11 protein-coding genes are annotated in these 20,829 nt (G+C 72.1%); 4 read left to right on the top strand and 7 right to left on the bottom strand.

From position 1 onward, the window contains the following. The 6 genes from ACZ7M7_RS15440 to ACZ7M7_RS15415 all read right to left on the bottom strand — a co-directional run. On the bottom strand, positions 1-2,188 hold a 2,188-nt coding region (locus ACZ7M7_RS15440; RefSeq protein ID WP_472116622.1), incomplete at its 3' end, for a condensation domain-containing protein. 136 nt (positions 2,189-2,324) lie between these two features. Further along, positions 2,325-11,357 (bottom strand): amino acid adenylation domain-containing protein, encoded by a 9,033-nt coding sequence (locus ACZ7M7_RS15435; RefSeq protein ID WP_472116619.1) that lies wholly within the window; start codon positions 11,355-11,357, stop codon positions 2,325-2,327. Positions 11,358-11,588: 231 nt separating this feature from the next. Further along, positions 11,589-12,905 (bottom strand): sensor histidine kinase, encoded by a 1,317-nt coding sequence (locus tag ACZ7M7_RS15430; protein WP_472116616.1) that lies wholly within the window; start codon positions 12,903-12,905, stop codon positions 11,589-11,591. Between the two features lies 1 nt (position 12,906). Continuing rightward, positions 12,907-13,563 (bottom strand): response regulator transcription factor, encoded by a 657-nt coding sequence (locus ACZ7M7_RS15425; protein WP_472116613.1) that lies wholly within the window; start codon positions 13,561-13,563, stop codon positions 12,907-12,909. A gap of 134 nt (positions 13,564-13,697) precedes the next feature. Then, on the bottom strand, positions 13,698-14,351 hold the full coding sequence (locus tag ACZ7M7_RS15420; protein WP_383616519.1) for a response regulator transcription factor: 654 nt from the start codon (positions 14,349-14,351) through the stop codon (positions 13,698-13,700). Positions 14,352-14,509: 158 nt separating this feature from the next. Continuing rightward, complete coding sequence (locus ACZ7M7_RS15415) at positions 14,510-15,898, bottom strand: glycoside hydrolase family 43 protein (protein ID WP_472116610.1); 1,389 nt, start codon at positions 15,896-15,898, stop codon at positions 14,510-14,512. Positions 15,899-16,171: 273 nt separating this feature from the next. Between ACZ7M7_RS15415 and ACZ7M7_RS15410 the strand changes: the two genes are divergently transcribed. The 4 genes from ACZ7M7_RS15410 to ACZ7M7_RS15395 all read left to right on the top strand — a co-directional run bounded on the left by ACZ7M7_RS15410 (position 16,172) and on the right by ACZ7M7_RS15395 (position 19,934). Then, positions 16,172-17,596 carry an amidase gene (locus ACZ7M7_RS15410; RefSeq protein WP_472116606.1) on the top strand — a complete coding sequence of 475 codons (1,425 nt, stop codon included), beginning with the start codon at positions 16,172-16,174 and terminating at the stop codon, positions 17,594-17,596. Between the two features lie 26 nt (positions 17,597-17,622). Further along, on the top strand, positions 17,623-17,841 hold the full coding sequence (locus ACZ7M7_RS15405) for a hypothetical protein (protein ID WP_369274989.1): 219 nt from the start codon (positions 17,623-17,625) through the stop codon (positions 17,839-17,841). A gap of 134 nt (positions 17,842-17,975) precedes the next feature. Beyond that, positions 17,976-19,445 carry a flotillin family protein gene (locus tag ACZ7M7_RS15400; protein WP_472116603.1) on the top strand — a complete coding sequence of 490 codons (1,470 nt, stop codon included), beginning with the start codon at positions 17,976-17,978 and terminating at the stop codon, positions 19,443-19,445. A 42-nt stretch (positions 19,446-19,487) separates the two neighbouring features. Next, a complete protein-coding gene (locus ACZ7M7_RS15395; RefSeq protein WP_451168811.1) occupies positions 19,488-19,934 on the top strand; it encodes a type II toxin-antitoxin system PemK/MazF family toxin in 447 nt (148 codons plus the stop codon). Positions 19,935-19,937: 3 nt separating this feature from the next. Here ACZ7M7_RS15395 and ACZ7M7_RS15390 read toward each other — a convergent pair whose 3' ends face one another. Further along, positions 19,938-20,762 carry a TIGR02452 family protein gene (locus ACZ7M7_RS15390; protein WP_472116600.1) on the bottom strand — a complete coding sequence of 275 codons (825 nt, stop codon included), beginning with the start codon at positions 20,760-20,762 and terminating at the stop codon, positions 19,938-19,940. Positions 20,763-20,829 lie beyond the last annotated feature (67 nt).

The raw sequence follows: 20,829 nt of genomic DNA, 5'->3' as shown, positions 1-20,829 counted from the left end.
CCACCAACGTCTCCAAAACCCCCGGCAACACCCCCTCCTCAACCGCCAACACACCCGGCGGAACCGTCACATGCGTCGCCCCCGACCGACGCAACGCCTCCCCCAACGACACCACCGGCGGCAACCCCCCAACCCCCGCCACCACCAACACAGCCCCCGAACCAAACGCCATACACAGCTCCGACACCGCCGCATCGAAACTCAACGACGCAAACTGCAACACCCGCGCCCCCGCACCCACCACAAACCGCTCAATCTGCGCCCCCGCCAGATTCACCAACCCCGCATGCGACACCACCACACCCTTCGGCCGCCCCGTCGAACCAGACGTATGGATGACGTACGCCGCATTGGAGGGGCGCAGCGGTGCCGTGCGTTCGGATTCCGTCACCCGGCCCGGCGTGCGCCGCGCCACCGCCGCAACGACCTCCGGGTCGTCCAAGGCGATCGCCTGCCCCCGGGTGGCCTCGGGCAGCACCGCGCGGCCGGCCTCGGTGCACAGCACCACGACCGGGTCGGCGTCCTCGAGTACCAGGGTGAGCCGGTCCGCCGGATGCCCGGGATCCAGCGGGACGAAGGCCCCGCCGGCCATCGACACCGCCAGTAGCGCCACCACCGTGCCCGCCGACCGTTCGGCGACCACGGCGACCCGCCGCTCGGGTCCTACCCCCAGGGCGATCAGGTGGCGCGCCAGGCGGCCGGCTTCGTCCTCCAACTCGGCATAACGCAACGTCCGCTCGTCCGAGTCCAGGGCCAGCGCGTCCGGTGTCCGCCGCACCTGCCCGGCGAGCAGCTCGGGCAGTGTCCCGGTGGGTGCCTCGGGCTGGATGTCCTGCCAGTCCCGGGTGACGCGGGCCAACTCGTCGCCGTCCAGCAGCCCGAGGCGTGCCAGCGGCGCCTGCGGGTCGGCCACGAACCCTTCGAGCACGCGTTGCAGCGCTGCCAGCACCTGTTCGGCGCTGGCCCGGTCGAACAGGTCCGTGCGGTGGTCGAGCTGGAGCTCCATCCGCTCACCCGGCGCGACGATCAGGCCGAGCGGATAGTGGCTGGCGTCCCTCGTCCTGCCGTCCAGCCGGATGGTGAGCGAGTCGGGGCCGTCCGGCACCGCGTCCGCCGAACGCGGATAGTTCTCGTACACCACCAGCGTGTCGAACTCCGCGCCCGGTCCGGCGAGCTGCCTGATCTCGGTGAGCCCGAGATGCTGGTGGCCCAGGAGGCCGACCTGGCGCGCCTGCAGCGCGGTGAGCAGATCGGCGGCGGAGAGGCCCCCGGCCAGCTCGACCCGGACCGGCAGCGTGTTGATGAACAGGCCGACGAGCGAGTCGGCGCCCGGCAGGTCCGTGGGACGGCCGGCGACCGTGGTGCCGAACACCACGTCCTGCCGCCCGGCCAGTCGGGCGAGGACCACCGACCACGCGCCCTGCACCACCGTGGCCATGGTGACACCGCACTCGCGGGCCAGCACCTCCAGGGCCCGCGTCAGCTCGGCGCTGCACTCGGCGACCACCGCCTCGGGCCGCAGCGGCGCCCGGGCGGGGTCGGCCGGGGCGACCAGGGTGGGCTCGTCCGCCCCCGCCAGTTCCGCGCGCCATGCGGCCCGCGCCGCCTCCCGGTCCTGACGGCCCAGCCAGGCCAAGTAGTCCTTGTAGGAGCGAGCCGAGGGCAGGGCCCGGACATCGCCACCGGCCCGGTACACCATCGACAGTTCGTCCACCAGGATCGGCAGCGACCAGCCGTCGAGCACGATGTGATGCGTCGTCATCACCAGCCGGTGCCGCCGCTCGCCGAGGCGGATGAGAAGAAGCCGCAGCAGCGGGCCCCGCGCGAGATCGAAGCCGGCGGACAGCTCGGCCTCGGACAGTCGGACCGCCTCGGCCTCCGCCTCGGACTCCGGCATGCCGCTCAGGTCGGCCTCCTGCCAGGGGAGTTCGGCGTGCCGGGCGACGACCTGCACCGCCTGGCCCGACCTGCGCCGGCGGAAGCCCGCCCGCAGGGCGCCGTGGCGGGCGATCAGGCCCTCCCAGGAGCGGCGAAGCCGGTCGACGTCCAGCGGCCCGTCGAGGGCAAGGGCCCGCTGTCCCGCGTACACGTCGGACGCCCCGTCTCCGAAGGCCGCGTGGAACAGCAGCCCCTCCTGCAGCGGCGACAGCGGCCAGATGTCTTCGATGGCGTTCCGAGTGCGGGTCATCGCGTAGGTCTCCTCACAGCGGTAACAGCTTCGGTTCGGCAGCACGGGCGGTGCGTCAGGTGCGGATGTCGGGAGGTGGGTGGCGCGGGCGGGCGCCAGGGGTCGAGGACTGGGTTCAAGGGGTCGCGGAGTGGGCTCAGTGGTGGTCGTCGGCGAACTCGGACTCCAGGGCCTCGATCTCGTCCTGGTCGAGGTCGAGCAGCGCGAAGTCGGAGGGTGTGTGGCCGCCGGCCGACGGATCGGCGGTATGGGCGGCGAGCCCTTCCAGCAGCTCCAGCCAGGCCCGGCCGAGACGCTCCGCCCGGCCGGCGTCGAGCAGCGTCCCGGGCCAGCTCAGCGTGAGGGTCAGCAGGGGCCCGTCCGGGGTGTCGGCCACGAGGGCGCCGACTTCCAGCGGATGCGACACCGGCATGTCCGGGTCCGCCGTACCGACCATCGCGGTGTCCCCGGCCGCCTGCCAGGCGCGGACCGGACGTCCGCCCGGTCCGGCACCGGCGAACCGGCCCAGATAGTTGAAGCCGATCTCCGGTGCGGGAAGACCCGCCAACGCCCGTGCCGCGTCCGGCTGCGCACAGCGCAGCAGACCATGGCTCAGCCCGTCCCCCGGTACCGCCTGCACCTGCTCCTTCACTCGCTTGACCAGCGCGCCGGCCGAGCCGCCGCCGGCCGCGGCATCCTCCAGATCCAGATCCGACACCTCCAGCCGCAACGGATGCACCGCGGTGAACCAGCCCACCGTCCGGGATACGTCCATGCCCTCCGCCAACTGCTCGCGGCCATGCGCCTCGACGTCCACCAGCAGCGCGCCGGCACCGGTCTGCGGACGCCACCGCGCCACCGCTCCGGCCAGCGTTGCCAGCAGCACCTCGTGCACACCGCAGTGGTAGAGCGCCGGGGTGCGGCCGACCAGGACGGCGCTGCGGTCGGCGGAGAGCGTCCACTCACGGCGGGACAGGGTCCGGACGGTGTCACGGGCCGGGTCCAGGACCCGGGATCCGACCACCGTCCGACCGTCGGCCCCGGACAGCATGCGCACCCAGCCGTCCAGCTCCGCCGCTCGCTCCGCGCTCCGCGCCGAGCATTCCAACTGACGGGCCCAGGAACGAAAGGAGGTGCCACCCGGTTGCAGGACGGTCTCGGGCTTCCGGCCGCCGGCCACGGCCTCGCAGGCCGCCTGCAGGTCCGGCATCAGCACCCGCCACGACACCCCGTCGACCACCAGATGGTGAACGGCGACGACGACGCGACCGACCCGGTCCGGGCCGGCATCCACCCACACCGCGCGCACCATCACGCCGGCCACGGGATCCAGACCCTCGATCGCGGTCCGGGCGGCGTCTTCGGCCACGTCGTCCAAGCCGTCGTCGGGGACACCGCCGGCGTCCACCCGCACGACGCGGCCTGACGGATCCACCGTGCCGGGTTCCGGCACCATCAGCACCGGGTCCTCGGACCCGCCCTGGACGCGGGCCCGGAGCATGGCGTGTACCGCCAGTACTGCCCCCAGACCCGCCTCCAGCACATCCGTCCCCAGCCCGGCGGGCGCGCCGACGGCCATCCACTGCGCGAACCCCGGCCGCAGCGCGTCCGCGCCCATGGACCGCATCACCGGCGTCCACGGCACCTCGCCGACTCCGCCGTCCTCGATCTCTTCGGACGCGTCGTCGGTCGCGGCCGCCACCAGCGCGAGCCGCTCCGGGGTCTTCTCCTCGAAGACCTGGCGGGGCGTCACCACCCAGCCGGCCCGGCGGGCGCGGGAGGCGAGCAGCATCGACATGATCGAGTCGCCGCCCAGCTCGAAGAACCCGTCCCCGACCCCGACGTCTTCCAGGCCCAGCACTTCGGCGAACAGGGCGCAGAACGCTTCCTCGGCGGAGCTCCGGGGCGAACGCGTGGCCGTGGACGCGAGGTCGAGCGCGGGCAGGGCGGCACGGTCGACCTTGCCGTTGACCGTCAGCGGGAGGGCGTCCAGCACCACCACGGCCGAGGGGACCATGTACTCCGGCAGCCGCGTCGCCGCATGGGCCCGTACGGTGTCCGCGTCCACCGCTCCCACGACGTACCCGGCCAGCCGGCCGTCACGTGCCAGTACGGCTGCCCGCTCCACGCCCGGGTGGGCGGCGAGGACGGACTCCACCTCGCCCAGCTCGACCCGGAAGCCGCGGATCTTCACCTGTGCGTCCGCGCGGCCCACGAAGGCCAGCTGGCCGTCCGCCGTCCAGCGGGCCAGGTCGCCGGTGCGGTACATCCGCCCGCCGTCATCGAACGGGCACGCGACGAATCGTTCCGCCGTCAGGTCGCTGCGGTTGACGTACCCACGGGCCAGACCATCCCCGGCCACGTAGAGCTCACCCGTGACGCCCTCGGGGACGGGACGGAGGAACGCGTCCAGGACGTAGGTGCGGACGTTGGGCAGCGGGCGGCCGATGGCCGGCGGCGCGTCCTCACCGGTGATGCCCTCCTCCAGCAGGACGGCCGTGGTGATGACGGTCGCCTCGGTCGGCCCGTAGGTGTTCCACACCCGCGCACCCTCGCGCCACCTCGCCGCCAGACCGGCCTCCAGCCGCTCCGCACCCAGCACCCAGTTGCCGACCCCCGGCACCACGTCCGGCTCCAGGGCCCACAGCAGCGACGGCACCACACTCGCGACCTCGACACCGGCCGCCTCGAGCATGGCCGCCAGGGCAGCCGCGTCCTGGCGCTCTTCCGCCGAGGCGATCGCCAGCACCCCACCCGCGGCCAGCGTGACGGCCACGTCCAGCACGGCCGCATCGAAGCTGAACGAGGCGAACTGCAACGCCGTCACCCCGGGCCCGGCGCCGAGGACGGGACGCATCGCCGAGGCCAGGTTCGCCACCGAAGCGTGTTCCACCGCCACGCCCTTCGGCCGCCCCGTCGAACCCGACGTATAGATCACATACGCCAACTGGTCGGCCACAACCGCCGGAAGCACACCGAGGTCACTCTCCAACTCGTCGAACAGGACCGTCTCGATGTCCGCGGACAAGCAGCCGGCGGTCTCAGGCGTCACCAACACCAGTTCGGCGCCACTGTCGGCGACCATGAACACCAGCCGGTCGGAAGGGTATTCGGGATCCAGCGGCACATACGCCCCACCGGCCTTCCACACCGCAAGGATCGCCACCACCAACTCGGCGCCACGCGGCAGGCACAAACCCACCCGCGACTCCCGGCCCACCCCGCGCGCCGTCAAGCTGCGCGCGAGCGCGTCGGAACGCGCATCCACCTCCGCATACGACAACGCCCGGCCCTCGGACCACAATGCCACCGCGTCCGGCGTCCTGGCCGCCCAGGCACGGACACGCTCCAGCACGGTCGTTGTGTCCACCTGCTGAGCCGTGGCGTTCCACTCCTCCACGACCGCGGCCCGCTCGGCCTCGTCCAGCAATTCGAGGTCGCTCAGCCGCAGCTCCGGATCGGCCGCCATCTGCTCCAGGACCCGGACCAGGCGGCGAGCCATGCGCAGGGCGCCCCGGTGGTCGAACACGTCGGAGCGGTGGTCGAGACGGATCGCGAGGCCGTCGGCCGGGGTGACGCCCAGTGCCAGCGCGAAGTTGGTCGACTCGCGGAGTTCGGTGGCCGTGAGGGCCGGCCCGTCGCCGAGGGGCTGGGCGTCGAGGTCGCCCGGGTAGTTCTCGAAGGCCAGCAGGGTGTCGAAGGTCGCACCGGGGCCCGCGGCCCGCTGTACCTCGCTCAGCCCCACGTGCTGGTGATCGAGCAACGCCGACTGCCGCGACTGAAGCGCCCGCAGCGACTCACCCACCGACCGGGCCGCGTCCAGATCGACACGTACCGGAAGCGTGTTGATGAACAGGCCGAGCATCGCCTCCATGCCCGCGAGCTCCGCCGGGCGTCCCGCCACGGTCGCCCCGAACACCACCTCACGCCGCCCGGTCAGCTGCCCCAGTACCAACCCCCAGGCCAGCTGCACCACCGTGTTCAACGTGACGCCGGCACCACGGGCGACCCGCTCAAGATCGCGCATCAGTTCGACACTCGTACGGTCGGTGACCCGGTCCAGGACGACGGACGCCGTCGCGCTCGGCTCGGCCGGGGCGACGAGTGTCGGCTCCTCGACCGGCGCCAGTTCGGCCCGCCACGCCTCCAGCGCCGCCGCCGTGTCCCGGCCGGCCAGCCACGCCCAGTACGGCCGCGACGACACCGGCGCACCGAGCCCGTCCGCCCGGCCGCCGGCCGCATAGAGCGCCCACAACTCCCGCAGCAGCAGCGGCAACGACCAGCCGTCCAGCAGCAGATGGTGGAGCGTCACCAGCATCCGCGACCGCTCGGCGCCCTCCCGGACAAGCGCGACCCGCAGCAACGGCGGCGCCGCGAGGTCGAACCGCGCGGCCCGCTCCTCGACGCCCAGCTGTCCCGTGGCATCGCCGCCCAGGCCGGCCACATCGACTTCCCGCCACGGCAGTTCGGCCCGGTCGACCACCACCTGCACGGGTCCCGCCGCGCCCGCGATCTGCACGAACCCGGCCCGCAGCGCCGCATGTCGATCGACCAGCGCCTGCCAGGACGCCCGTAGCCGGGTCCCGTCCACCTCACCGTCGAGCGTCAGAACCATCTGCTCCACGTAGACGTCCGCTCCCTCCTCGTCGAAGAGGGAGTGGAACAGCAGGCCCTCCTGAAGCGGCGCGACGGGAAGGACGTCCGCCGGCCTCGGGACGACCCCCTCGATCTCCTCGACGCCGGCCTGGTCCAGCGCAACCAGCGGGAAGTCCGACGGCGAGTGACCGCCCGCCCCGTCCCGGACCTCCGCGACCAGCTCGGCGAGCGCACCCGCCCATGCCTCCAGCAGCCCGCGCGCCCGCCCCTCGTCCAGCAGTCGAGCCGGGTACGCCAGCGTCAGCTCCAGCACCGGACGGCCCACCGCATCGCGTACCGCTGCCAGCAGCTCCAAGGCGTGCATCACCGCAGCATCGGGCGCGCTCCCCGCCCCGAAGCCCTCACCCGCCCCCACGCGCCCGAGGTAGTTGAAGCCGACCTGTGCCGACGGCAGGCCCGCCAACTCCTCGGCCGTGTGCGGATTGACGTACCGCAGCAGCCCGTACCCGAGCCCGTCGCCGGGGACCGCCCGCGCCTGCTCCTTCACCCCGAGCACCGACACACCCCCGCCCGCGCTGAGCCGCACCGGATGCGAGGACGTGAACCACCCCACCGTCCGCGACAGGTCCTGGACGCCCGGCAGCGGCTCACGGCCGTGCCCCTCGACGTCCACCAGGAAGCCGTCCACCCCGGCCCATTCGCCGACCGCCCCGGCCAGCCCCGCGAGCAACACCTCGTCCACCCCGGCATGGAACGCCGTCGGCACCGCCGCCAGCAGCGACGCCGTCACCTCCGCCGGAACGGAGACCGACACCTCGCGCACCGTCGCACCCACATCCACACCCGGATCCAGCGGCGCGTCCGTCAGCGGCGTGTGCCCACCGTCCACCAGCGCCCGCCATGCCGCCAGCTCGGCCACCCGCTCCGGTCGGCCCGCCTCCGCCGCCAACTCCCGGGCCCACGCCCGGAATGACACCGGAACGGGGTCCCACTCCACGACGTGTCCCTCGGCGAGGGCCTCGTACGCGGACCACAGGTCTGTCTGGAGCACCTGCCAGGACACCGCGTCGACGACCAGGTGGTTGGCCACCACAACCAGGCAGCCCGGCACATCCGGCCCCGCGTCCAGCCACACCACCTGCACCATCACCCCGGCCGCGGGATCCAGCCGCCCCACCGCCGACTCGATCTGCTCCCCCACCAAGGCGGCCGGATCCGCCCCGACCGCGTCGACGCGCGTCACCAGCCCGTCGAGGGGCACCGTGGACCTCTCCGGGACCACCAGCACCCCGGAGTCCGCCACCAGACACGCACTCAGAACCTCATGACGCTCCACCAGAGCCGCCACCGCGTCCCGCAGGGCCGCCTCGTCCAGCCCCGCCGGCGCGTCCACCGCCATCGACTGCACGACCGCGCGCACGCCGTCGGCGCCGACCCGGTCCAGCACCTCGCGCATCACCGGCGTCAGCGGCACCTCACCAGCGGCGAAGTCCGCCGGGCGAGCGCCGTCCACCGTCTCGTCGACCGGCATCGCCACCGCGGCCAGCCGTGCCGGCGTCCGTAGCTCGTGCACCTGCCGGGCGCCGACGACCAGACCCGCGCGGCGGGCCCGCGACACCAGCAGCATCGCCGTGATGGAGTCGCCGCCCAGCTCTAAGAAACTCTCCTCCGCCCCGATCTCCTCCAGCCCGAGCAACTCCGCGAACAGGGCGCACAGCGCCTTCTCGGCAGGGGTCTGCGGAGCGCGACCGGCCCTCGCTGCGGCCTCCGGCACCGGCAGTGCGGCGCGATCGACCTTGCCGTTGACGGTCAGCGGGAACGCGTTCAGGACGACGACCGCCGACGGCACCATGTACTCCGGCAGCCGGGCGGCGGCATGAGTCCGTACGTCCTCGCCGTCCGCGTCCCCGACGACGTACCCGACCAGACGCCCGTCCCGAACCACCGCCACGGCCCGCTCGACCTGCGCATGAACCGCCAGGACCGCCTCGACCTCACCCAGCTCCACGCGGAACCCGCGGATCTTCACCTGCGCATCCGCACGCCCCACGAACTCCAGCCGGCCGTCCGCCGTCCAGCGGACCAGGTCCCCGGTGCGATACATCCGCCCGCCGTCACCGAACGGGCACGCGACAAAGCGCTCGGCGGTCAGGTCGGCGCGGCTGATGTAGCCGCGGGCCAGACCTGACCCGGCGATGTACAACTCACCCACCACATCCACCGGCACGGGCCGCACATACGCATCCAGCACGTAGGTGCAGAGGTTGGGCAGCGGAGAACCGATCGCGGGCGGCGCGTCCTCGCCGGTGATGCCCTCCTCCAGCAGGACGGCCGTGGTGATGACGGTCGCCTCGGTCGGCCCGTAGGTGTTCCACACCCGCGCACCCGCACGCCACTTCGCCGCCAGACCGGCCTCCAGCCGCTCCGCACCCAGCACCCAGTTGCCGACCCCCGAAACGGCCTCCGGATCCAGCACACCCAGCAGCGACGGCACCACACTCGCCACCCCGACACCGGCCGCTTCCAACATGGCCGCCAGGGCGGGCGGGTGCCGGCGCTCCTGAGCCGAGGCGATCGCCAGCGTGCCGCCCGCTGCCAGCGTCACCGCGACGTCCAGCACCGCCGCATCGAAACTGAACGACGCGAACTGCAACGCCGTCCCGCCCGGCTCGACGCCCAGGACCGGGCGCATCGCCGACGCCAGGTTCGCCACCGAACCATGGGCAACGGCCACGCCCTTCGGCTGCCCCGTCGACCCCGACGTATAGATCACATACGCCAACTGACCAGCCACAACCTCCGGCAGCACACCGAAGTCGCTCTCCAGCCCGTCCAGCCGGACCGCGTCGACGTCCTCCGGCAGCCGGTCCGCTGTCTTCTCCGCGACGAGCACCAGTTCGGCGCCGCTGTCGGCGACCATGTAAGCCAGCCGGTCGGAGGGGTATTCGGGATCCAGCGGCACATACGCCCCACCGGCCTTCCACACCGCAAGGATCGCGATCACCATCTCGGCGCCACGCGGCAGGCACAAGCCCACCCGCGACTCCCGACCCACACCCCGCGCCACCAACCCCCGCGCCCACACATCCGAACGCGCATCCACCTCGGCATAGGACAGAGCACGACCCTCGGACCACAGCGCAGCCGCCTCCGGCGTACGCACCGCCCACTCCCGGAACCGCTCCAGCACCGACGACGCATCCACATCCCGCGCCGTGGCGTTCCATCCGCTCGTCACCAGGGCACGCTCGTCGTCCCCCGCCAGTCCGATCCTCCGCACCGGCGCCGTCGGGTCCCCGACCGCCCGCTCGACGAAGCCGACCAACGACCTGTGGACCGCCCGCACCCACGCCCGGTCATAGAGCGCCGCGTTCGCCTCGACGGTGACCTCGATGCCCGAGCCGGTCCGGTCGATCAGGACGCCGAAGTCCTCGACCAGCCGGGTCGACACGTCCCATGCCACGCCTCGGCAGTCGCCGAAGGTCAGCTCCCCGGCCCGCGGCAGGATGTTCACGTACGGCCCGAAGTGCCAGCGATCGCCTTCCGGCCAGCCCAGCTCCCGGCGCAGCAGCTCGCCCCGGTACCGCTGGTGTCGGAGCAGCTCGCCGAGGGCTCCGTCGGCACTCCGTGCGAGGTCGGACAGGCTCGCTCCAGCCGGGACCGGGAACCGCAGGGGCAGCATGTTTGCCCGGGTGACGCGCGCTCGCAGGTCCCTCTCGGTCACACGCCCGGTCACAGGCAGGCTGAGCAGCGCCTCTGCCGACCCGGCCATCCCGCTCACGAAGGCGCCCGCGGCGGCGACGAGCATCCGGGACGTCCGCAGGCCGGCGCCGTCCGCCGCAGCGCGCAGCGCGTCCGCCGCGGCGGGAGCGAGGCCGCCCGTCTCACGCCGCACCGCCCCGGCACCGCTCTTGCCCTCCTGGAGGAAACCAAAGGCGCCGGAAAGGCGCGAGACCTCCGCCAGTTCCGGTCGGTCCGAGAATCGGTCGTACAGAAAACGTCGATCGTCGGTGAATTCGGTCGAGTTCCGGTACCTCGCCTCCTCGTCAAGCACCTCTCTCAGCGAGATGCACTCGGACTCCGAATTTGCCGCGCCCACGACAAGCGCCGAATACACCTCGGCGACCCGGCGCGCCATGAGCGTGCATGCATATCCGTCGAGGAGCAGGTGGTTATAGCCCTGGAACCAGCAGTACCGTTCGGAATCGAGTTTGTAGAGCACGAACGAGAAGAGCTGTCCTGCGAGCGGATCCTCCACACCGGCGAGTTCCTCGCGCATCCGAGTTTCGAGCCACGCCCGCCGGTCACCGTCGCCCCCGTTCTGCTCCTCGACGCGCAGCGCCCATCGCCCGGCGCCGTGCGGCATGGCGCGCACGCCGCCGACCGCGTCCTCGGCGAATCGCACGCCCAGGATCTCCGTCTCCTCGACCGTCCGGCGCAGCGCGGCTTCGAAGGCGGGCACGTCGAGCGCGCCCGTGATCTCGACGGCCTGCCCGACGCTGTAGAGCGCGCGCGGGCCTCCCAGGCGCTGCGCGCGCCAGACGCCCTCCTGGCTGTCGGACAGGGGAATTCCGCCGCCGATTCGCTCGCTCATATCCGCCCCTAACCCCTATTCCCTCTCCATGGGCAGGCAGCTGCCCAACGCGCCATTTCGCAGGAAACGCAAGGAAAAGAGCTTCCACTCGGGAAGCTCCTGGGAATCTCACCCCGTGGACCGAAAGGCCCCGGCGAAACGTCGCCAAAACCCGTTCACGACCGGGGCCGGTCAATCAGAACGATACCTATCGGACGGCATCGGACGGCATTGTCCAACCGACCGTTCTGGTCACTTGGACGCGGTCACCGCGCGCGTCTGCGGCCAACCCTCGTATCGCTCCACGCCCTTGACAAGCAGAGGAAAGGAGAGCTCGACGACGAGTCCCCCGCCCGGCCTGGGGCAGGCGGTGAGGGGGGCGTCGTGGGCCGCGGCGATGGCCCGCACGATCGACAGGCCGAGGCCGTGGTGGCCGTCACCCGCTGTGCGGTTCATGCGCTGGAACGGCTCGAAGAGCTGGTCGACACGGTCCTTCGGGACCTCGGGGCCGGTGTTGGTGACCGTGAGGACGGCGCGCCGATCGTGGCGCCGGACGGCGATGTCCACACTCCCGTCCGAAACGTTGTAATAGGCGGCGTTGTGGACCAGGTTGGCGACCAGCCGCTCCAGGAGCGCGGTGTCACCGGCGACCGGCGCCGGCTCGGTGCTGTCCACGATCCGCACGCCGTACCGCCGGGTCTGAGGCACCTGGGTGAGCAGCACGGACTCGACGACCTCGGACAGGTCGACGGGCTCGGTCCGGTCCATGCCCCGCTCACTGACAGCCAGGGTGAGGAGGGATTCCAGCAGGGCTCCCTGGTGGGTGCTGATCCGCAGCAGGCGCTCGAAGTTCTCGCGGAACGACTCGGCGGTGGCGTCGGGGTCGAGAAGGGCTTCCTCGAGGAGCGCACGTTCCACCGTGAGCGGGGTGCGCAGCTCGTGGGCGGCATTGGCGACGAAGCGCTTGTGGGACTCCAGGGCGGCCTCGAGCCGGTCCAGGAGGCCGTCGACGCTGTCGGCGAGGTCGCTGATCTCGTCACCCGGGCCCTCGACGGCGAGCCGCTCGTGCACATTGCGGGCGGAGATGCTGCGGATGCCGGCGGTGACGGTGCGCATGGGGCGGAGCACCCGGCGGGCCAGCAGCCAGCTGAGCACGACGGAGATGCCCGCCATGATGGCGAGGGCGATCCCGGACTGCACGAGCAGCTCGTGCATCTGGGCCTCGTGCATGCGGGCGGCCTGTTCGCGCAGTCGGGCGTCGAGCACGGACTCGGGCGGCGGGGCGTCGGTGCCCGGGCCGGGCCCGATGTGGATCGTGGGCTGCTCGCGGCCGCCCTCGCTGATCTCGTACTTGACGACGCTGTGGGTGGGGCGGTTGACCAACAGGTAGGTCATGCCGAGCAGGACAGCGCCGGACGCGATGAACAGCAGGCCGAACAGTACGGCGAAGCGGACCCGCACCCGGCGAGGCGTCAGGCGGCGGACCAGGGCGCGCAGCCAGGACGCCGGGGCGGAGCGGAGTGCGAGGTGGCGTGCTCGGGCAATGCGGGCGAGGAGGGATGCCACCATGTCAGTCGACCCGATAGCCCAGGCCCGGCACGGTCTGGATCACCGAGGCGTCGAGGAGCTTGGCCCGGAGCCGGTTGACGGTCGCTTTGACGGTGGTGCTGCCCGGATCCGCCACCTCGTCCCACACCTTGGCGAGCAGCTCGTCGGCCGGGACGGTCCGCCCCTCGGCGCCGAGCAGGTACTCGAGTACGCCGAACTCCTTCGTGGTGAGGGGCAGCTGGGTGCCGGAGTGGCTGGCGGTGCGGCGGGCGGGGTCGAGGCGCAGGGGGCCGCGGACGAGCACGGGCCGGCGCACCGGGTGGGCGCGGCGGCCGAGAGCGCGGGTACGGGCGAGGAGTTCGGCCCACGCGAAGGGCTTGGCGAGGTAGTCGTCGGCGCCGAGGCCGAGACCCTCTACGCGGTCGGCGACGGAGGCGGAGGCGGTGAGCATGAGCACCTTGGTGCGCAGGCCCTTGGCAGCGAGTTCGCCGCAGACCTCGTCGCCGTGCACGTCGGGGAGGTCGCGGTCGAGGACGACGACGTCGTAGTCCACCTCCATCACGAGGTCGAGCGCTGTCTCGCCGTCGTAAGCGGTGTCGACGGCGAGGCCCTCGCGGCGGAAGACCCTGGTGATCGAGTCCGCGAGCTCCGTATGGTCCTCCACCACCAGTACCCTCATCACTCCCCCTACGCGACACGCGCCACGGACCCCAGCCTGCCCCACTCCCGGTCACAACCGGGTTACCCCATCCACAGCCTGGCCCACCACCCCCCGCCTCGCAACGGCATCCGGTCCTCTGACCGCGGCGCGCATCAGATGCGGTAGCCGACGTTCGGGAATGTCTCGATGACCGGCGGGTCGCCGAGCTTGCGGCGCAACCGGCTCACCGTGACCTTGACCGCGTTGCTGAACGGATCAGCGTCCCGGTCCCAGGCCCGCTCCAGCAGCTCCTCGGCGGAGACCACGGCGCCGCCGGCCGCGAGCAGCACCTCGAGCACGGCCATCTCCTTCGGCGACAGATCCAGCTTGCGTCCACCGCGCAGAGCGGTCCGTCGGGCGGGGTCGAGCTCGATGTCACCGCGGACGAGGACCGGGGGGACGGCGGGCTGGTCGCGTCTGTCCAGGGCTTGGACGCGGGCGATGAGCTCGGCGAAGGAGAAGGGCTTGGCCAGGTAGTCGTCGGCGCCGAGATCGAGGCCGTCGACGCGGTCGGCGAGAGTGCCGGCAGCGGTGAGCATCAGGACGCGGGAGGGGCAGCCCTGCCGAACCAGCGCACGGCAGATATCGTCGCCGTGCACCAGCGGCAGGTCACGGTCCAGTACGACGACGTCGTAGTCCCCGCTGGAAGCCCGGCTCAGCCCCTGCTCACCGTCGTGCGCGAGCTCGACCTCCATGGCATGCCGACGCAGCCCCCTCGCGACGCTCTCCGCGAGATCCTTGTGATCCTCCACGATCAGTACCCGCATGTGCCCACCCTCGCAGCCGGACGGTCACTCAGAGGTAACAGAGAATGCGGCTACAAGGACCGGCTTCCGTTCCAACGCCGGTGCCGCCGCGATGTTTACACGGGAGGGAAGCCCTCCGCAGTCCTCAACGCAACTTCCCAGGCCAGCAGGAGTGCGGCTCAGGCCCAGGCCCCCACCGGCACGAACGAACTGTCCTGCCGGAACAGCTCAGTCCCGTCCGCCCGTTCCACCCGCAGCTGATAGCCGTAGTGCCGCAGGTAGTACCCGGGATAGTTGTACGACTCGAAGCGGAGCGCGCCGCTCGATGTGCCCGTGCGGGCGACGAACGTGGCGTCCCTCGCGAACGTCGACGTGCCGTCGTCGGTGTCGAAGCGGGCCCGGAAGTCCCAGTGGCGGAGGTACTTGCCGGAGGAGTCGTGGAAGGAGTGGCCGTTCGCGTCGGCGAGGCCGGGCACCACCGTGAAGGTCGATGCCTGCTTCTCGGCGGTCGTGCTGGAGCCGCTGACCACCGGGAGGTTGAGCAGGGACGACTGTGCCTGCCAGTAACGGGTGGGGTAGTTGGCCGACTGGAAGGACCGGGTGACGTTCTTCGCCAGGGCCGGGCCGCCCGTGACGGTCTCCTTGATGACCGTGAAGTGGCGGGCCGTTCCGGAGACGGCGGGCAGGGCGGCCGGGGCGGACCAGGTCGCGAAGGTGTCGTAACTGTCGCTGTAGTAGTAGGTGCCGTCGCCGTAGCCGTCGAAGAAGAGCCGCCAGCCGCCGTTGTCGAGCTGGACGAGTGCCGGGCCCTCCCGGTAGCTGCCCCAGCCCGCCCAGTCCCCGGTGCGGGAGATCGTGTACGGGCCGGTGAGGCTGGGCGCCGTGGCGTACTCGATGTACTTCGTCGTCTCATTCTTCGTGAAGGCGTGGTAGGTCGAGCCCAGCTTCACGATGAAGGTGTCGATGTGGTTCGCGCCGATCCCGGACAGCGTCACCGGTGAACTCCACGCCGTCAGTGCGGAGTTCGTGGCCCTCAGCAGATAGGGCGTGAAGATCCACTCGTCGTTGGTGGTCGAGCAGGACACGATGACGTTCACGCTGCCGTCGCTGTCGACGAACCACTCCGGCGCCCACGCGCGGGAGAGGCCCGCGATCGGGACCGTGTAGTCGTACAGGAACGTCCAGTTGAGCCGGTCGGTGCTGCGGGCGAATCCGATGGTGGTGCTGGTGTCCTGCCAGGTGTGGGTCGTGTAGGTGACGTAGTAGTAGCCGTTGGTGTGCTTGAGGACGCTCGCGTCGCGGATGCGGTTGCTCGGCGGGGTGTACGCGGAGGCCTTCGCCAGGCGGAAGTCGGTGGCGTCGTCCGACTGATAGACGTTCACGGTGCCGTCGTTGCTGTTCAGGAACGGCACGATCGTGTAGCGGGTGGCGGACCCGGTGGGCGGTGCGGCGGCCAGGGCGGTACCGAGCAGTCCGGGCGCTTCACCCAGCACGAGGGCCGGGGCGGGCAGGACGGCCATCGCGCGCAGCAAGGTGCGGCGGGACGGTCTGGGGGGAGGTGGGGTCACGGCGGCTCTCCATGACGTTCGGGGGTATGGGGATTCAGGGGGTTCAGGGACGCACTTCGTTCGACATTTCGAACACAGTTCGGCAGAGCGATCAGACGGTAGGGGTGGGACCAGGCCTCGTCAATCCTTCGCGCACGAAGCGGAAGAGGCCTGTGGGAAACCTGTGCTCCTTCAGCGCTCCCCCAATCGGACTCCCCCCGTTTCCCAAGTCGTTCCACCGACGGGCCTCGGAGGTTACTGTTCGGTAGACAACGTCGTTCCGGAGGTGCCCGTATGACACCCGACCGTGCCGTAGGCCTCGCCGAGTCCGCCCGTGCGCTGGCCGACGGGGAGGTGACGTCGCAGGCGCTGGTCGCGGAGGCGCTCGCGCGGATCGAGGCGACCCAGGGGTCCCTCAACGCCTTCCGGGTGGTCCGGGCCGAGGCCGCCCTCGCCGAGGCGAAGGCCGCCGACGCGGAACTCGCCGCCGGCGGGCGCCGGCCAATGCTGGGCGTCCCGGTCGCGGTGAAGGACGACATGGACGTGGCGGGCGAACCGACCGCGTTCGGCTGTTGCGGCGAGTTCCCTCCGGTCGCCGAGGACGGTGAGGCGGTGCGGCGGCTGCGCGCGGCCGGGGCGGTGATCGTGGGCAAGACGAACACCTGCGAGCTGGGACAGTGGCCGTTCACCGAGGGGCCGGCCTTCGGCGCGACCCGCAACCCGTGGCACGCGGACCACACGCCGGGCGGCTCGTCCGGTGGTTCGGCGGCCGCCGTGGCCGCCGGTCTGGTGCCCGCCGCGCTCGGCTCGGACGGCGCCGGTTCGGTGCGGATCCCGGCATCGTGGACGCATCTCATCGGCATCAAGCCGCAGCGCGGCCGCGTCTCCACCTGGCCGCGCGGCGAGTCCTTCCAGGGCATCACCGTCAACGGCACCCTCGCCCGTACGGTGGCCGACGCCGCCCTCCTGCTGGACGCCGCCGCCGGCAACCACGACCTCGACCCGCACCGCCCGCCGGCGGTCGACGCCTCGCAGGCCGTGGGCCGCGAACCCGGACGGCTTCGCATCGCCCTCTCCCTCAAGCCGCCGTTCACCGCACTGCCCGCGCGTCTGCAGCCGGAGGTGCGGGCCAGGGTCGTCCGACTCGCCGAGAAACTGAGCGCGTTGGGGCACTTCGTCGAGGAGGCCGATCCGCCGTACGGCCAGATCGGGCTGACCTTCATCCCGCGCGCGACGGTCGGCATCGCCGAGTGGGCGAGCGCGGCGCCCTTCCCCGCGCTGCTCGACCGGCGCACCCGGGACGCCGCCCGGCTGGGCCGGCTCCTCGGCGGGGTCCCGCTGCGGGCGGCACGGCGCGCGGAGGCGGTGCTGCACCGTCGTATCGGCGCGTTCTACGAGTCGTACGACGTGATCCTCGCGCCCACGACGGCCGCTCCCCCGCCCCGCATCGGCGCGATGCTCGAGCTCGGCGGTTTCGCCACCGACCGGGCGATGATCGCCGCCTGTCCCTACGCCTGGCCGTGGAACGTGCTGGGCTGGCCCGGTGTGAACGTCCCCGCCGGGTTTGTGGACGGTCTGCCCGTCGGTGCCCAGTTGCTCGGGCCGGCGAACAGCGAGCCCCTGCTGATCTCGCTGGCCGCGCAGTTGGAGGCGGAGCTGCGCTGGCACGAGCTGTGGCCGCCGCAGCAGGGCGAGACCGTTCCCGCCCCGGTCGTCTGAGGGACCGCAGGACCTACCCTGTGACGATGGACGATGCGTCGATGGTCGGGCTCATGGGGCGGGTCACCGGCACGGTGGGACCCGGGCTCGTCGGCGAGGTGATGGTGCGGGTGCGCGGCGGCGCCGAGCACTTCCTCGCCTATCCGGCCACCGGCACCGACCGCATCGAACGCGGCACGGTGGTGATGGTGGTGGAGTACCAGCCGCCGCGGACCGTCTACGTCCAGGCTGCATACGACAGTTGAGCCCGTTCCTTCGCAGGTGAGAGCCGTCTGCGTCAAGGTTGCGGCAAGGATGCGTCAACCCCTGTACCTGCGTGGCGCACAGGCGCACACTCCCATTCGTTCGGTGCCGAAAGGGCACCATCCAAAGGGGGCGTATGCCGATGGTTGTCGGCGTCGTTGCGGGGGTGGCGGTAGCTGCCGTCCTCGTTCTGATCGGTTTGTTCAAGATGATGTGGCGGGTCGCCGAGCCCAACGAGGCGCTGGTCATCTCCGGTTCCAAGCACCGCACCGAGGGCCTCGAGGAGGGCATGGGCTTTCGGATCGTCACCGGGCGGGGCACGCTGGTGCTGCCCGGGGTGCAGGCGGTGCGCAAGCTGTCGCTCGACCTCAACGAGACCGAGTTGCAGGTGGACTGCGTGACGCACCAGGGCATTCCGCTGAAGGTGCGGGGCGTGGTCATCTTCAAGGTGGGCGACGACTTCGTGTCGATCGCCAACGCGGCCCGCCGTTTCCTCGACCAGCAGAAGCTGATGTCGGAGCGGGTGCACAACGTCTTCGCCGGTCATCTGCGGTCCATCGTGGGCGGGTTGACGGTGGAGGACATGATCCGCGACCGGGACAAGCTCACCGGGCAGACGCGGGCGGCCTGCGGTACCGAGATGGAGAAGCTCGGGCTCATCGTCGACTCGCTGCAGATCCACGAGATCGAGGACCCCACCGGGTACATCCAGAACCTGGCCATGCCGCACGCGGCGGCCGTGCAGCGGGACGCGCGGATCGCGCAGGCCGAGGCGAACCGTCTCGCCACCGAGGCGGAGCAGCAGAGTTACGCGCGGATGGCCGAGGCGACCCGGGACAGCGAGATCCTCCAGGCCGGCTACCAGGCCGAGCGCGACAAGGCGGGGGCCAAGGCCCGGCAGGCCGGTCCGCTCGCCGACGCGGCCGCCCGGCAGGAGGTCGTCGTCCAGGAGACGCGGGTCGCCGAACTGGAGGCGCACCGGCGCGAGCAGCAGCTCCAGGCCGACGTGCGCAAGCCCGCCGACGCGCAGGCCTACGAGAAGCGCACGCTGGCCGAGGCCGAGCGCGACGCGCGGATCTCGGCGGCGCAGGCCAAGGCGAAGGAGACGGAGCTGGCGGCCGCGGCCGAGGCGACCCGCGTCAAGACGGCCGCGGGCGCGGAGGCCGAGGCGACCAAGACGCGCGGCACGGCCACGGCGGCCGCGACCCGGGCCACCGGAGAGGCCGAGGCCTCCGCCGCGCAGGCAAGGGGTCTCGCGGACGCCGAGGCGGCCAAGGCCAAGGGGCTCGCGGAGGCGGAGGCCATCAAGGCCCGGGCCGCCGCCCTGGCCGAGAACCAGGAGGCCGTGGTCGCGCAGCAACTCGCCGAGAACTGGCCGGAGATCGTCCGGGCCGGAGCGTCCGCCTTCGGCAGCGTCGACAACATGGTGCTGCTGAACGGCGCCGACGGCATGGCGGACATGTTCGCCAAGGCGCTCACCATGGGCGGTACGGGACTGGGGCTGGCCCGGCAGCTGCTGGCGTCCATGAACCAGAACGGGCAGGACCCGAAGGAGGGTTCCCCGCTCAACGGGCTCGCTCAGAAGGTGCCGATGGACGAGAAGTGACCCGGCGGAATTGCTTGCGGGGGCAGCCTCTAGGGTGCCCCCGTGAGCATCTCCACCGATGAGAACGTCCCGGGCCGCCACGGCCCCTCCGCCACCACCGAGGCCGATCCCCGCAAGGTCGGCAAGGTGCGCACCGAGTACTCCCCCGCGCACGACGGCGACCCCGACCCCGGGGAGATCGTCTGGACCTGGGTGCCCTTCGAGGAGAACGACGGGCGGGGCAAGGACCGGCCGGTGCTCGTGGTGGCCCGGGAGGCCGGAGGGACGTTCCTCGCGGTGCAGCTGTCGAGCAAGCGGCACGACGGGGACCGTGAGTGGGTCGCCATCGGCAGCGGGCCGTGGGACCGGACGGGGCGCGACTCCTGGGTCGACGTGGACCGCATCCTCCGCCTGCACGAGCAGGGCATGCGCCGGGAGGCGTGCGCCCTGGACCGCGGGCGGTTCAACCTGGTCAGGCACCGGCTGCACGAGCGCTACGGCTGGACCTGAGCGCTACGGCCGGAGCCGGCCCTCGGGGAACGCCCGTACGAATGCGGCTCGCACCGGGCTGTCGGGCGTGCGGTCCAGGATGCCGAACACCACGTGCTCGAACGCCCCGGCGAACCGCCCGCCGGGCGCGAGCAGCCCCTGGAACGCGCCCGCCACCTGCGCCGGGTCGTTCTGGAACACCCCGCAGCCCCAGGCACCGAGCACCAGTCGCCGGTACCCGTGCGCCACGGCCGTCTCCAGCACCCGCTCCGCCCGGGTCGCAAGGGCGCCCGGCAGCTCGGCCGTGCGCTGTGGGGCCGTACGCCGGATGACGCCCGCGTTCGGTGCGGCGGCGGTCAGGAAACCGGCGGTGTACGGGGTCTGAAGCAGCCGGCCGCGGTCGTCGCGGAAGACCGGCACGCCGGGTGAGTGGATGACACGGTCGGTGTAGAACGGGTCGCGGTGGGCGCGGTGGTGGTCGTAGAACGCGCGGGCGCCGAGCAGGCTGGTGTACAGCGCCGAGGCGCGGCACAGGGCTTCCTCCTGGGCCTGCGCGCCGTTCAGAAAGCCGCCGCCCGGATTGCGGGCCGAGGCGAAGTTCAGTACGGCCGTCCCGGCGCCGAGGCGACGGGCGGCCTCCAGGCTGCTCTCGCCCGTGACCTCGAAGAACGTCTCCAGCTGGGGGATCTGCGGCACCGGCACCGGGTCCGGCCCGTACATCAGGGTGCCGTCCCGCGCCGCCTCGATCGCCGCCGCGAGGGACACCTCGCGGCCGTCCGGCGCGCGGTACCTCCCCGCCGCCACGATCTCCTCCGTCTGCTGCGCGATGCCGCGCAGGCGCGCGCTCATGGCGCCACCCCCGTGCGCGCCATGACCGTGCGACCGCGTCGGCTGCACGCGATCTCCCCCGCCGTGC

It is taken from the genome of Streptomyces sp. NPDC111606 (genome assembly GCF_055656945.1).
The sequence above is the reverse complement of the archived record's forward strand: the minus strand, read 5'-3'. Positions and strand labels throughout refer to the sequence as shown.

Bases quoted from the DNA above. Each gene is read 5' to 3' on its own strand.
- ACZ7M7_RS15400 (WP_472116603.1), top strand. From the start codon at position 17,976: ATGCCGATGGTTGTCGGCGTCGTTGCGGGGGTGGCGGTAGCTGCCGTC.
- ACZ7M7_RS15390 (WP_472116600.1), bottom strand. From the start codon at position 20,762: ATGAGCGCGCGCCTGCGCGGCATCGCGCAGCAGACGGAGGAGATCGTG.
- ACZ7M7_RS15405 (WP_369274989.1), top strand. From the start codon at position 17,623: ATGGACGATGCGTCGATGGTCGGGCTCATGGGGCGGGTCACCGGCACG.
- ACZ7M7_RS15430 (WP_472116616.1), bottom strand. From the start codon at position 12,905: ATGGTGGCATCCCTCCTCGCCCGCATTGCCCGAGCACGCCACCTCGCA.
- ACZ7M7_RS15420 (WP_383616519.1), bottom strand. From the start codon at position 14,351: ATGCGGGTACTGATCGTGGAGGATCACAAGGATCTCGCGGAGAGCGTC.
- ACZ7M7_RS15435 (WP_472116619.1), bottom strand. From the start codon at position 11,357: ATGAGCGAGCGAATCGGCGGCGGAATTCCCCTGTCCGACAGCCAGGAG.
- ACZ7M7_RS15410 (WP_472116606.1), top strand. From the start codon at position 16,172: ATGACACCCGACCGTGCCGTAGGCCTCGCCGAGTCCGCCCGTGCGCTG.
- ACZ7M7_RS15425 (WP_472116613.1), bottom strand. From the start codon at position 13,563: ATGAGGGTACTGGTGGTGGAGGACCATACGGAGCTCGCGGACTCGATC.